The sequence below is a fragment of the Niabella sp. genome, assembly GCF_030150205.1.
Lineage (GTDB): Bacteria > Bacteroidota > Bacteroidia > Chitinophagales > Chitinophagaceae > Niabella.
Genome location: NZ_JASLGT010000014.1, coordinates 1 through 13,603 on the forward strand (window position 1 = coordinate 1; position 13,603 = coordinate 13,603).

Below are 13,603 nucleotides of genomic sequence, written 5' to 3' on the forward strand. Positions count from 1 at the left end.
TTTTTTGAGGACTGCGTCGCATTCGGCGACGGTGAACAGCCGCAGTACGTCATAGTTGGCCATAACTTTCCATTTTAGGTTAAACAATATATTTTAAATATACATTTTTTTTAATGTAAAAACAAATATATTTTGTTAAAAGATACTGCGCACTGCAGTTCCGGGTCAAAACAGAAGGTGTAACCTTAGGGAAGATATTCCGGGGCACTGGTTTTTTTGATGAATAAATAACCGTCAAATAATTCAGATAATTTTAGCGCATCACTATAACCCATTCTTTTTGGAGGACCATAACCAACGAGACGCAGCGGCAAAGTTGTGGTGTCATTTTTAACATTGCGCAGGTTAATAAAAAATGCAGGGAGCTTTTGTTGCATAAAATAGTCATCCCAGCTTGGATTTTTCACTTCCGGCAAATCAAAGCGCTTCATAACATTTATGCGGGTGTCAAACCGGTCTTCAAATCCTCCGTATTGTCCGGTTGCCGTACCCGTGCCCAATACATAGTATTCAGGAACCTGTTGTTTTATATATCCTCCGCATCCGCCAACACTATTATCGTTAAATGCAGACTTAAGTGCTAAATGCACCGCGTGTGCCCAGATAATCGTTTTATTATCTTTAGCGATCCGCACTGCCATCTGTGCCATACTCTTGTCCCGGTTTCCTTCACCGGTGCTCCAGGATTTTATGCTCAATAAGGCGGTTTGGAACAAATCCGACACGGGCAGATTGTCTGCCTTAATGATACTGTCAATTCCTTGCAATTTCGACTTTAAATGCTTTAGCTGTGCAATCCATGCATCTCTATCTAACCCTTTCATTTGATTGTCCCAGATCGCATCGTATGACAATGCCGCCCTGTAAAGATCATCTGATAATGTTATTAACGGGTGTAGCTTTAGGTTTCCGGATTCATCAGTCATTATCTTTGCCGAATTGGTGAGGTAGTTGAAATCCATCCCCGAGATGGAAACCTTTTCTGAATGACTTTCATTATAGGTTCTTATCCAGGTGAAAAGTTCTTCCATTTCCCGGGTTTGCCATAAGGAAAGCAAATATTTTTTCATTCCGTCTTTTATAGATTCCCGTGAACGCATCACCTCGTTAAAATAATAACAATCACCAAAGGCATTTTCAAGGCAAATAATACGGAACCCTTTCTTTTCTACTAATTCTTTGATGATACTGATCCGGAGATCATTAAATGCTTTCGTTCCATGCGTGCCTTCTCCCAGCCCCACAATCTTATGCCTTCCCATTTCATCAATCATGGGTTGAAGCGGCGCAATGGATAGCATGCCTTCCTCCTGCTTTAAGGGAAGTATATTTTTGTTTAACGCATTTTGCGCAAGCACATGTATCGTAACAAAACAAAGTACTGCTAAAACGATCGTTTTTTGCATAGCTTCTAATTTTGAAGATTGCCTTTCCGAAAATACAAATAAAACTCCAGGTTACTCCAAGCTGCGCAAGGCATCCCGATTTGCTGCAGGAAATACCGCAAACGCCGTTTGAATACCTTTTTAATATTCACGGCCATTAACTACTTCCGGTGAAGCTGTTGCGGATATTATACAAAAAACCCGGAACTGACTTTAGAAAAAGCCGGAGCCGGGCTTGATAACGAATTGCTTATTTTAATACTGTAAAGTAAAAAAGAATATCCGGGTAAGCGTTCAAAAGGGTTATCTCTTTTATAAACAAAATAATCATAAATGCTACCAGGAAGCTAATGTTGCCGGTTATTGCCGTTTACTTACAGGACCGGCGCTGCGTTGGTACTACCTTCCTGTTCGCGCAGGATCATGAAACAGGAACAGATCCCGGAACGGTCGGGGACGACCACGTACAGCTACCCGTATTACCGGGTTTTTAACTCAAGGTTCATTAGCTGCTGATTGCGGATAATGGTTACCGGGAGGTGTCCCTTCCAGTTGCTGCTGCTGAATACTTCCATAAGATCTTTCAGATTTTTTACCGGCTTTCCGTCTGCGCTGCGGATCACGTCCTTTTCCTGTAAACCCGAACGGGCAAGTAAACTTTTGGCACCGGCGGCTATTACCACCACACCGGTTTCATCCGGCAGGCCATAAGCCGAACGGTCGCCTAATCCTTCAACAGATTTTATTTTGCCTCCCAGGAAATCTGCTATTGCAGTACCGGCGCCTGCTCCCCCGGTATTAATGACGGGGATAGAAGGCTGCAGGGCTATCTTTTTCAGGATGGGCCGTTGCACGCCAAAGATCATCGGAAAGTTAACAAATCCGATCTTTAATGCAGGTGAGGCCGATGTTACGGTGTAATCGCCTTTGGCAGCATTCCGGAACAGGGGATTACCAAAGCGGCTATGTGCATCCGTTCCATTGTTTTGTGCCAGTTGCAGCGCCACGGCATCCGGGAACAGGTTGGAATCTACAGCCAGTCCCCAGTATTTGATCTGAATGGGAAAATATTTTTTCATTACAATATTATGCCGGAATACGTCGCCGCTGTTTTGAAACCACACATGCGGGTGAAAGGAATTATTCACCATGATATTGTTTTCAACGATGCGGTGAAAACCTTCCCTCAGTTTGAGGCCGCCATTGAGACAAACATTATTGTAAATATGGTAGTTGGACGAGCCGTCATCCAGGTCAATATCCCAGCCATGATCACAACGAAAACGGTTATTGCGGATGATGGTCTGCGCCTGCGCATCCAGCAGGATCAGCTCCGGATGAACGGCTACCAAACTATCCATATAGCGCCGGTCCGCCGCCCAATACCGGTCGCGCCCCCAGGAATTGAACGCGCCATGATCACCCGTTTCCAGTACTGTATTGAATACGTCGTTGTGCTCCAGCAGGTGTCCGCCAAATGCCCCGTCACCAATATTGAGCCCTGCCCGGGGCGTATTGTAAATGCTGTTATAACTTACGGTAATGGCCGCCGCCATTTCGATCTGTACCCCGGTTGCCTGTTTTTCAATCTGGCCCAGGTCGTGCAGCAGGTTATCCGTTACCACGCATTGCTGCGGATAATTGCCGGTAAGTGGTCCGGGTGTTTGATCGAGCTGTGCATACGGTACATGATCCTCGTACCGGAACGAAGGCGAGCGCAAGGCTTTGGAATCGCCGATAAAACTAACCGCATTGGCACCGATCCATGAAATATGACAGCCACTGATGGTATCCCGTTTATTATAATTGCTGACCATGATGGCGTTGCCGCCAATACCTGTGAAATTGCAGTTCTTAACGATACAGCTTTCCGTACCGTCCATTAACACGGCGCCTCCCCGGTAGATCGTCCAGTCGCTGCGTACCAGGGGCTCGCGGGTTTCCATAAAGCTGCGCTCGTTGTGCAAAAAATGCAGGCCTTCCAGGCGCACATTCCGCAAGGGCTTTTCCACTGTTCCCTTTAATACGATACTGTTCTTTAAAACGGATACGACTATAGAAGCCTCAGACAACCGCAGCCCCCTGGGCGGATAATAATACAACACGTTCTTTGCACGATCCAGGAACCATTCGCCGGGTGCATCCAGCTCTTCAAAAATATTCTCCACAAACCGGTACTGCGGATGCATTGGTGCCGGGCGGTTGTTCTGCCACCCTCCTTCCAGTTCCAGGTTGCCATCCGGTTTTACCCCGGTGATCCGGTAATGAAAGCCGCCCCATTCATGGGCATGCAGCGCATGTACATATCCGCCTGCCGGATTTTTCCATTGCCCGATCTTTTCTTTGCTGATGGCATCGGCACTGGTGCCATGAAATACCCGGGCGGAACTGTCGTAATTGGGATAACGCGCCAATACCTGCAACCGGTTATTTACATAGAGCTGTTCAAAAACAATACCCGCGGGTACGATGGCTTTATAGATCCCATCACGATACGGTTCCCAATGAAGCTGCAGCGGCTTTCCGGCACTGATATTTACCGATTCATTGTTATAGGCGGAAATGCAGAGCCCCGCGGCTCCGGATGTAGCCGCATCAATGGTCACCGTTTCATCAAGATAATAAGTACCCCCCCGAAGCAATACCGCGGTGGCACCTTTTTCTGCAGCGGCCACTTCCAGGGCCTTTTGAAGACTCCGGAGCGGAGATCGTTGGGTACCGGTATTCTGGTCGCTGCCGGTGGTGGCTACAAAAATCTTCGTTTGAGCAAAGGAAGCCTGAAGCAGCCCGTGCAACATCAGCAGGAAAAGAACGGCGGTTCGTTTTTTTTGCATATGGTTCCCGGCGATTACGGGTTATTGAGTTTTAAAAATGAAATACGATTCTCTTTAAATAAAATCCGGCAACCACGGCCCGGTTATTTTCCCGCTGATTTTCGCGGATTAAATACAGCGCTGATTTTCGCCGATTGGTCCTTCCAATCTTTCACCTTTTGGAGCAGGTGCTTCTTTTGCTTTTTGTAACAGGTGTGTTACAATACGTTCTTTAGCTTTACAACCAGCAATTCCCCGGGCAGTTCTCCGGGCTTGAAGCCAGAAAGGTCTACCCAGCAGTCTTTACCTGCATTTTTTACTTTTACTTCTTTGTTATTGGCCAGCAGTACTGCTGTAGTATTTGCCGGCACATTCAGATCTTTTATCAGCAGCTTGCTTTGATAATCGGGCAGCATGCAATACAGGTCGCGGCCTTTGCGCGTAAAGAACAGTTCTATATGCGCCGTATCTTTTTTAGGCGTTACCAGGGCTGCTGCGCTATAACCGGCCATATAACTTTTGCCGCTTTTTCCGGGAACAGTGCCTTTGCTCCATTGTACGGGCCGGGTGTATGCGCGGGTACCATAGATGGCATCCCCGTTTACCTTTAACCAGTTTCCTATAGCAGTCAGCCGCTGCTGCATAATTACGGGTATTCTTCCGTCTGCTGTTGGTCCAATATCCAGTAACAGGTTTCCACCCCTGGAAACAATATCCACCAGCATCAGGATCAGTTCGCGTTCGGTCTTATAATCGGTTAATTTTTCATTCCGGTTATATCCGTAGGAATGCCCGATGCCCTGGCTTTCTTCCCATACCCGGCTGGCATCCATACCGCCGCCATATTCGGAAGTGGTATAGGTAGCACCGGTATTGTGCTCGCGGGTATTACTTCCCCAACGGTCGTTCACCACTACGTCTTTTGCCACCGGCGAATCGTTAAACAGCCAGGCCAGCAGCTCCGGGCTATGCCATGCCGTATCCGGCAGGTCCCATTCGCCATCAGCAAAAATGAGCGATGGTTTATATTTATTCACAAGGTCTTTTAACTGCGGCAGCATATGTTCCGTTACATACCGCTTGCGGTCCTTCAGCCAAACAGGATTATACCATTCATATAACGAATAATAGTAGCCCATTTTTAATCCTGCTGCTTTTACAGCACTGGTTAAATCACCCAGCAGGTCGCGCCCGGGTGTTCCGGTTACCGCATTCCAGGAGCGGCCCCAGCTACGGTTGGCCTCTGCACTGTTCCACAGGCAATAGCCTTCATGGTGCTTGGAGGTAAGCACTACATAACGGGCACCCGATGCTTTAAAAACATCTGCCCACTGTGCGGGGTCAAACAGCTCTGCTTTAAACATGGGTTCGAAGCGGGGATATTCAAAGCCGGTACCATAGTTCTTATCATGAAAAGGCATAAAGTTCTTGTTCTTTTCGGCCAGCCGGTACCAGTACCATTCCGAATAACTTTCACCACTATTGGGAATCACGGGCGCATAGGCGGGTACGGCATATAATCCCCAATGAATAAAGATGCCAAATTTGTCTTGTCCGAACCACTCCGGAATTTTACGGGTATTGAGCGAGGCCCAGTTCGGTTGATATTTTTGAGCAGCAACCGTGCAGCTCACCAGGATCAGGCAAAAGAGGAGGTACTTTTTTTTCACGTTCGTTATGAGTTTTGTGTTAAGATGTATTCGAAAAAGGTTTTTATTCCACATGACGCAGCACTTACCGCAGCTAAACCGTTTGTCCGTCCTGTATCCACTTACGATAGCCGGCGGGCGTTGTATGCTGAATTTGTTTGAAAAATTTATGAAAATTGGCCGTTGTATTGTATCCGCATTCATAACAAATGGCCGAAATGGAATGTGTTTCATCCTGCAACAGTTCACAGGCATAGCCGATCCGCAGCTCATTCAGGAAACGGGTGAAGGGCTTATTGGTACGGCTTTTAAAAAAACGGCAGAATGAATTTGTGGTCATATGGCAGAGATCCGCTACTTCTTTTAACGGGATGTCTCTTTTAAAATTCTTCAGCAGGTGCTGGTAAACCGTAAAGATGCGGCCGGCATCCTTTTCATCATAACGGTTATTGTACAAAACAGTGGCCAGTGCGCTAAACTCTCCCGAAACGGTCAGCAGATCGATCACCTTCAGAAAATCGATGATCTTTGCAATGCCTTCCGCCTCTGTAATTTTTGATAATAATTTTACTGCCTTTTTACGGGTTTCGCCGTGAAACAGCATGCCCCTTCGCGATTTCAGGATCATCTGCTTAAACCGGTCCAGCGTGGCCGTTTCATCTGTAAGATGCGAAAGGAAATCCGGGTCAAAATAGATTGTGGTCGATTTTACAAAGTCAAGCTCGGCATCACTTCTCCAGATATGGGGCAGATTGGGCGCCATCAGCACCAGGTCGTTCTTTTTAAAATTGGAAACAGAATCACCTACGATCCGGGTTCCGAATCCTTCCTCCACCCATACCAGTTCGCATAAATGGTGGAAATGAAAAGGACCGTCAAACCGCGACTTCGCCGTTTTCTTTACCTGGATCTTCCCGGCTTTTGAGAATATGATATCAACAAACTGTGGTTTCACGTTTCCAACAAATAATCAACTATTACTCCGGGAAATCTGCAGAAATCCCCAAATCGCATCCGGCTGCAATCATTGTTCCGGTATTGCCTGCTGCAATTCGTAATCCTATTTATTCATGCAAAATCCGCTTCTCCAAAAGTAGGATTTCAGCGCATTTCCACCGCAGTTTTTCTTACCTGTTATATAAACTATTTTACCCTCATTCATCAAATGCATTACCCTTATGAAGCTGCGCTGATTTAAAAAAGATATCGCTGCTGCCTGGATTGTTTTCTGTCTGAAGATCCGGGATGATGATTTTGTAGCAAAAAAAACGATGACGGTATTTTTATAATCAGCGTACTTCGACCAACCGGAACATGCAGCCTCTGGGAATATCAGGTATAGATACCGGGAATGAATCCTACCTGGCATGCCGTCAATAACAAATTGTGTCTTTGTTTCAACGATCAATCATACGCTCATGCTGACTTACCAGCTGCGCAGGCAGGTTTCTGCATCCACAGGTCTGCAAAATCCGCAACTCTTGCTTATCTTTCAGCCCGGAATCATTCCATTATCAAAATAAATGTATTATGAAAAAGATCCTCCTTCCTATCCCGGTACTGGCATTGCTTGTTTTTGGTGCCTGTAATGGCACAGACTCAGCCAAAACCAGGGAAGTCATTGAACATAAAGAGCTCAGGGACGGCGCAGCGATCCCTTTTACCAGGGCAGCGCATTATTTTGTACGGAATGATTTTAAAGAAGACCGGCTGCAGGATCACCGGATCACCAATAAAGCGGACTTTGATTCAATTTTTGGAGCGGCGGCCACCATGGGGAAAGACGGCCTTCCCACGCCTATCGACTTTACAAAACAGGATGCAATTGCCCTGATCGATTCGGTGTCGGATTATGCGGTTTCGTTTGAAAATGCAGCCCTGCAAAAGGACGGTGATTACCTGGCACTGTCATACGACGAAATAAAAGGGCCCAAACAGTCTTTTACAACGCGGCCCTTTTTATTACTGGTTATCGATAAAAAATATAAAGGAACGGTTATTCCTGTTATAAAGAAATAACCGCTCCTCTTTTTATGGCCATAGTTCCCGTGCTTATTGGGAAACCAGTCCTTTATTGTATAACTGCTGATGCAGCTGGAACATTTTATCTTTCGGAAATTTCAGCACTTTCCGGTCGTAGGTAAATAATCCATTCGTTTCAATTTCCACATCGGTGGTCTGCGTATATACGGCGGCTGAAAGCCCCCATTTTATCAGATCGGGGATTGAACCGATCATCTCGCTGTATTGCTCAAACAGTTTTTCATTGTTATCGAAGGACCGGTATCCCCAGTTTCCTTTATCGAGCCAGAGATGATCTTTTACCGGAAGACCAAGCCCTCCAAATTCACCCAGCACCAGGATCTGCTTTTGCCCGTAGATCTCAGGATCGGGCATAGCTGGTCCGGGATAATAATGCAGGTCCACCACGGGGCTTACGCCGATAAAAAAGTTACCTCCGCTCATTCCGTTCACCATTCTTGATGGGTCTTTTTTCATCGTCCAGTCTACAATTTCCTTTGTTTTGAACTGCCCCCAGGCTTCATTGAAGGGCACCCATACCACGATAGAAGGATGATTGTGCAGCACATCCATAATCGATTCCCATTCCTTACGGTAATAGGCTTCTGATGCCGCGCTCCGGTCCCTGTCAAACACCAGTCCGGGTACCTGTGCTTTCAGCAGGTGGGAATCATCTACTTTCTTGCCTTCCGGCATTTTTACACGTAACTGTTGCGACCATATATTCCCACCTCTGTCGCCGCTGGGCATATCCTGCCAAACCAAAATACCCAGCTGATCACAGTAGTAATACCAGCGCGCAGGTTCCACTTTTATATGTTTGCGGATCATATTGAATCCAAGGGCCCTGGTTTGCTCCACATCAAATTTGAGGGCTTCATCCGTAGGGGCTGTATACAATCCATCCGGCCACCATCCCTGGTCCAGCGGCCCGTATTGAAAAAGGAACTGGTTGTTGAGCATCATTCGCTGAATGCCGTTTGCATCCTTCGCCATGGATATTTTACGCATTCCAAAATAAGAAGTAGCTTCATCAATGGTTTTTCCTTTCCGTTTTACAGACACTTTCAGATCGTATAAAAAAGGCCGTTGAGGCGACCATAATTTGGGATCGGGAATACGAAGGATCACATTCTGGCCGTCTGCTGAAGCCTGGCTGGCCACCTGTTTTGTTCCATCCCAGGCCGATACACTGATTTCGTCACCGGGCTGAAGTCCGGCGGTGTTTACAGAAACCTGCAGCTGCTGCTGATCGATATCCGGTGTTTGTTTGGTAGCTACAATATAGGTTTCGGGTACATTCTCCAGCCACACCGTTTGCCAGATGCCCGTAACCGGGGTATACCAGATCCCATGTGGATTTTTTACCTGTTTCCCGGCCGGTTGCGGACCGTCATCTGAAGGATCCCACACCCGAACTGAAACCGATTGCCGGCTACCTTTTTTTACCGCCGACGTTATATCTATAGAAAAGGGATCATAACCGCCTTCGTGCTCGCCCACTTTTACCCCGTTTACATAGATCTGAGCGGCCCAGTCAACGGCACCGAAATGCAGCAGCAGTTTACCTTTACGCATGGAAGCCGGTACATCAATCACCCGGGTATACCACAGTATGCTGTCTTTTCCTACGGTTCTTCCAACACCGCTCAGCGCCGATTCGATGGCATAAGGTACCAGGATGTTGCCATCATATTGTTCCGGGATGGCATCGGCTCCGCTCCCGGGTAACACGGCATATTGCCACAGACCGTTTAAATTTTTCCAGTTATGGTTCCGGATCAGCTGCGGACGCGGATATTCGGGCAACGGGCTTGCCGCGTTTACTTTTTCCGCCCAGGGCGTCATGATTTTTCCGCTAACAGGTTTCCACTGCGCATGCAGGCCTGTTGTTCCAATTGTGGCAGCAAACAGAAGATAGAAAATTTTCTTTTTCACTTGATTGTTGGTAGTTGTTTAAAATTATCGTTAATGCAGGTTATACGGTGTATCGTATTACGGCAAATCAATTCCGTCAAAAATACAACTCCGGGGTTAAAAAAACGAAGGTATTCCCGAGTTTCTGCCTTCATATATATCCCTGACCCAAAACCGGAAGCGCAGTAAGAAGCGGCCGGCCGAAATGGATTCCTTCAGATACCCTCCTAATGCAGGGTGAGCAACTTAAACACTTCCCTGGTGATCAGCGGAACATTAAAGGAAAGATCATTCAATGTACAATACCGGATTGCTTTAACCAACCGCGATTCGCCACGTTTACAAACCAGGCACATCCGCAACACATATGCATTATGGGTCGTTTCGGGAATAATGCCGATCAATGTATTAAAAATAGCATCTGCACGGTCTTTGTCTTCACCAATAAAAAAATGGCAGTAGCTCACATATCCGTCAGGAGTTTTCATATCGATTACAATGTAAAATGCTGTTTTATCCATAGTTCAACGCAGTCGTATTTTATTTGGGTACAACAAACATCGCCACCTGTACGGCATAAATAACCAGATCTTTTTGCTCCTGCAAAGCCGCTATGCAGCCGGATAGCTACATAGCAGCTAACAGGGCAGTAATATTATTGTAACAGAACGGCCAGCCAGGTGGTTGAAAGGTCTGTGAAACAATGTTGCTCCGGATGATTTTTTGCCAGGGAATACAGGCGCAACGTTCCTCCTGGTATATAGTTTCCGGCTCAGTAACAGGTAATCATCCGGAACGTTCTGAAGGACCTCCGGCCCTATCTAACCCGGTGTATCCTGCTACAAACAGCTAGGCGGGTATACGGTCCGGGATATCAGCCGGCTGCAACCGGTCGGTTACGATACAATACTTTTTACCATCGATCTCTTCTGTATGCCAAACCCATTCCTTAATGTTAAAAGATGCCGTCAGGGAAGAAAGATGCTGAATGGCATCCCCTGTGAATGTTACGGGCAAATAATGGCGCGAATCTTTGTCAAAAAAACCAACATGGTTTACTTTCATTACAGGTCTCATACGATTACATTATTTAAACATTAAACAAATTGACGTTTAAACACAGTACCGCATATCGTTCGTACTGGGTGTTTCACGGTAGGTATTTAATAATTGTGTTTGATATTCTAAACATCCCCTGTCAAAAAAGGTTTAAAAGTTTTTATTAAATTGTGTATTGCTATACCTGTTGCGTCCAGGTAAGGTCTGCTATGGGAAACCCAAGATCACGGGCCCTGTGCAGGTAGCTTTCTTTCACCGCTGCCGGCATGTTCTTTTGCCGGGAGAGCAGCCAGAGATATTTACGGCTTTTACCGCAAACCAGGGCATACTGGTAATCGGGATCAACGGCGATTACATTATAGCCGGCATAAAAGGGTCCAAAAAAAGACACAGCCAAACGACCCGTTTGCTCATCTGCCATAAATTTCGCTTTGCCGGTGGATACTTTCCATTTGGATTGCTGATAGTCAAACCCACGGTTTACCACCTGTATATGACCGTCGTCCATAAGTGTATAGGTTGCTGTTACCTGGCTCAGTTGTTTCTCAAAATAAAAATCAAACCGGGCTATTTCATACCAGCGTCCCAGGTACCGTTCTTTATTAAAACCGGTCACAGCTTTAACCCCCTTCGGTATGGTACGTTGTTTTACAACTGCAGTAACTGCAGCGCCCAGGGTCAATAACGCCAGCCCCGTTATCCATTGTTTCTTTTGCATAGGTTTGTTTTTAATGAGGTTTAAAGGGTCCCTGAAAGAGCATGTCCCGATGGTTTATTGCAAAAGTTATGCCTGGAATGCTGTGTAAAAAAGGGCATTCACGAAAAGTTGTCAGAGGAAATGATACACTGATAATCAATTACGGTTGTTTCGGCGCAAGGGATTACCGCCGCGCTGCGGCTGGGATGGTCGTTCGTTGCTTCCGGCTATGAATATGACCGGCGCGCTGCGCCTTTTTACTTTTATTTGATAGAGCGCGCACTTCAAACAGCCACTAAAGAGGATTTTCCATAAAAAAAGCGCTCCCCGGTTGACGAGGAGCGCTGTACAAAGCCGGTATACTGATTAATTTACGTTCAGTTGTTTGGATGGTTCTTTTTTCTCAAGATTCACCACACCTGTGGTACCACCACCTTTCAGCGTTAGTTCTACAGGGGCGTTGGTTTTCCAGGCACCGCGGGTAAAATCAGGAATATCTACACTGGAAGAGCGTTTTTCGATGGACCGGCCGCTCAATGGAAATAAACAGCTCCAGGCCACACCGTCGTACACATCCTGGTCCAGCGGCAAACCGTTGCGTAAACAGTCGATCAACCGCCAGTCCATCATAAAATCCATACCGCCGTGGCCACCGATCTGTTTGGCCAGGTCACCAATTTTCCGGACGATCTCCGGGGTGTATTGTTCGTACAATTTTTTCAGTTCTTCACTGCTGATCCATTCATGACCAAAAGCAATACGCTCCGGCTCCGGCCACTTCTGTGCCATACCCTTGGTACCGCTTAAAAGGTGGATACGGGAATACGGGCGGGGTGAGGTTACATCATGCTGGATCATGATGGTTTTTCCTTTATTGGTTTTTACAGTAGTGGTGTTCATGTTGCCGCGGTACGGTTTGCCAACAAACTGCTTAAAGTAAGGATCGGTGGCAGCCAAATCTTTTGCCATCTGTCCCATTTGAAAATCGTTGCTGGACACGGATACGAGCCAGTCCATTTTATCACCGCGGTTAATGTTCATGCACTGCGCCACAGGACCCAGCCCATGCGTGGGATACAGGCAACCATTATGTTCATAATTTTGACGGAGACGCCACATATTCTGGTAACCGGTATCCTTTTTGAAATTGAGATCCCGCAGATCATGCAGGTACGCTCCTTCGGCATGTACCAGTTCGCCAAACATACCCTGACGGGCCATATTGAGGGTCAGCAGCTCGAAGAAGTCGTAGCAGCAGTTTTCGAGCATCATACAATGCTTGCGGGTACGTTCGGAGGTTTCCACCAGCTTCCAGCAATCTTCCAGGGTCAATGCGATGGGCACCTCAGATGCTGCATGGCAACCATTTTCCATAGCAAAAAGGGCCATGGGGGTATGCAGGTTCCAGGGGGTTGTGATGTATACCAGGTCCAGTTTCTCTTTCCGGATCATATCTTTCCATCCATTTTCGCCGGAATATTCTTTCGCGGCCGGCCGGCCGCTTTTCTGCACCAGGGCATTGGATTTGGCGGCACGCGCAGGGATAAGGTCGCAAATGGCAACAATCTCCACTCCGTCAATATGCGACATGCGCTGCACTGCACCCGGACCACGCATACCCTGACCAATAAAACCGATGCGAACCCGGTCGATCTTTGGTGCACGGTAACCACTCATATTAAAACGGGCGGGCGTTTTTTCCAGTTCATAAGAGCGTTGCATCGATTCATCGCTGACGGCCAGGGCGGGCAAATTGATGGCAAGGGCGCCGGTTCCCACAGCAATGTGTTTTAGAAAGCTTCTTCGGTTACTCATAATGGAAGTATTTTGTTATTTAGAATGTTCATAAAAATAGTTATAATAACCCGATAGCCTTTGTGCAAACGGTTGCTCTTCTTTTGAAAATAGAATTTATAACGGAAAACGCAGGGTGCTCTGTGAGAGCTCCTGATGAAAAAAAGCAGGTATCCTTTCGTACCGGTATCACCTGAAAGGAACCCGGGAAGCTGTACACATCAAAAAAAAATCCCGGTAATTGCTTACCGGGATCACTTTCTGCTA

10 protein-coding genes are annotated in these 13,603 nt (G+C 46.7%); 1 reads left to right on the forward strand and 9 read right to left on the reverse strand.

Annotated elements, in window-relative coordinates; genetic code table 11:
* Positions 1 to 185 precede the first annotated feature (185 nt).
* The 4 genes from Q1V85_RS12215 to Q1V85_RS12230 all read right to left on the reverse strand — a co-directional run bounded on the left by Q1V85_RS12215 (position 186) and on the right by Q1V85_RS12230 (position 6,802).
* Entirely contained in the window at positions 186 to 1,406 is a 1,221-nt protein-coding gene (locus Q1V85_RS12215) for an erythromycin esterase family protein (protein WP_300600303.1), read from the reverse strand.
* A gap of 458 nt (positions 1,407 to 1,864) precedes the next feature.
* Positions 1,865 to 4,219 carry a PDZ domain-containing protein gene (locus Q1V85_RS12220; RefSeq protein WP_300600305.1) on the reverse strand — a complete coding sequence of 785 codons (2,355 nt, stop codon included), beginning with the start codon at positions 4,217 to 4,219 and terminating at the stop codon, positions 1,865 to 1,867.
* Positions 4,220 to 4,416: 197 nt separating this feature from the next.
* Positions 4,417 to 5,868 carry an alpha-L-fucosidase gene (locus Q1V85_RS12225; protein WP_300600307.1) on the reverse strand — a complete coding sequence of 484 codons (1,452 nt, stop codon included), beginning with the start codon at positions 5,866 to 5,868 and terminating at the stop codon, positions 4,417 to 4,419.
* Between the two features lie 73 nt (positions 5,869 to 5,941).
* On the reverse strand, positions 5,942 to 6,802 hold the full coding sequence (locus Q1V85_RS12230) for an AraC family transcriptional regulator (protein WP_300600308.1): 861 nt from the start codon (positions 6,800 to 6,802) through the stop codon (positions 5,942 to 5,944).
* Positions 6,803 to 7,377: 575 nt separating this feature from the next.
* Between Q1V85_RS12230 and Q1V85_RS12235 the strand changes: the two genes are divergently transcribed.
* Positions 7,378 to 7,866, forward strand: a complete 489-nt coding sequence (locus Q1V85_RS12235; RefSeq protein ID WP_300600310.1) for a hypothetical protein — start codon at positions 7,378 to 7,380, stop codon at positions 7,864 to 7,866.
* Positions 7,867 to 7,899: 33 nt separating this feature from the next.
* On the opposite strand, the gene Q1V85_RS12240 is transcribed toward Q1V85_RS12235, so the two are convergent.
* The 5 genes from Q1V85_RS12240 to Q1V85_RS12260 all read right to left on the reverse strand — a co-directional run bounded on the left by Q1V85_RS12240 (position 7,900) and on the right by Q1V85_RS12260 (position 13,357).
* Entirely contained in the window at positions 7,900 to 9,807 is a 1,908-nt protein-coding gene (locus Q1V85_RS12240; RefSeq protein ID WP_300600312.1) for a sugar-binding domain-containing protein, read from the reverse strand.
* 206 nt (positions 9,808 to 10,013) lie between these two features.
* Complete coding sequence (locus tag Q1V85_RS12245; protein ID WP_300600313.1) at positions 10,014 to 10,274, reverse strand: hypothetical protein; 261 nt, start codon at positions 10,272 to 10,274, stop codon at positions 10,014 to 10,016.
* Positions 10,275 to 10,635: 361 nt separating this feature from the next.
* On the reverse strand, positions 10,636 to 10,863 hold the full coding sequence (locus Q1V85_RS12250) for a hypothetical protein (RefSeq protein WP_300600315.1): 228 nt from the start codon (positions 10,861 to 10,863) through the stop codon (positions 10,636 to 10,638).
* Between the two features lie 160 nt (positions 10,864 to 11,023).
* Positions 11,024 to 11,563, reverse strand: a complete 540-nt coding sequence (locus tag Q1V85_RS12255) for a lipocalin family protein (protein WP_300600317.1) — start codon at positions 11,561 to 11,563, stop codon at positions 11,024 to 11,026.
* A 345-nt stretch (positions 11,564 to 11,908) separates the two neighbouring features.
* On the reverse strand, positions 11,909 to 13,357 hold the full coding sequence (locus Q1V85_RS12260; protein ID WP_300600319.1) for a Gfo/Idh/MocA family oxidoreductase: 1,449 nt from the start codon (positions 13,355 to 13,357) through the stop codon (positions 11,909 to 11,911).
* Positions 13,358 to 13,603: the final 246 nt, after the last annotated feature.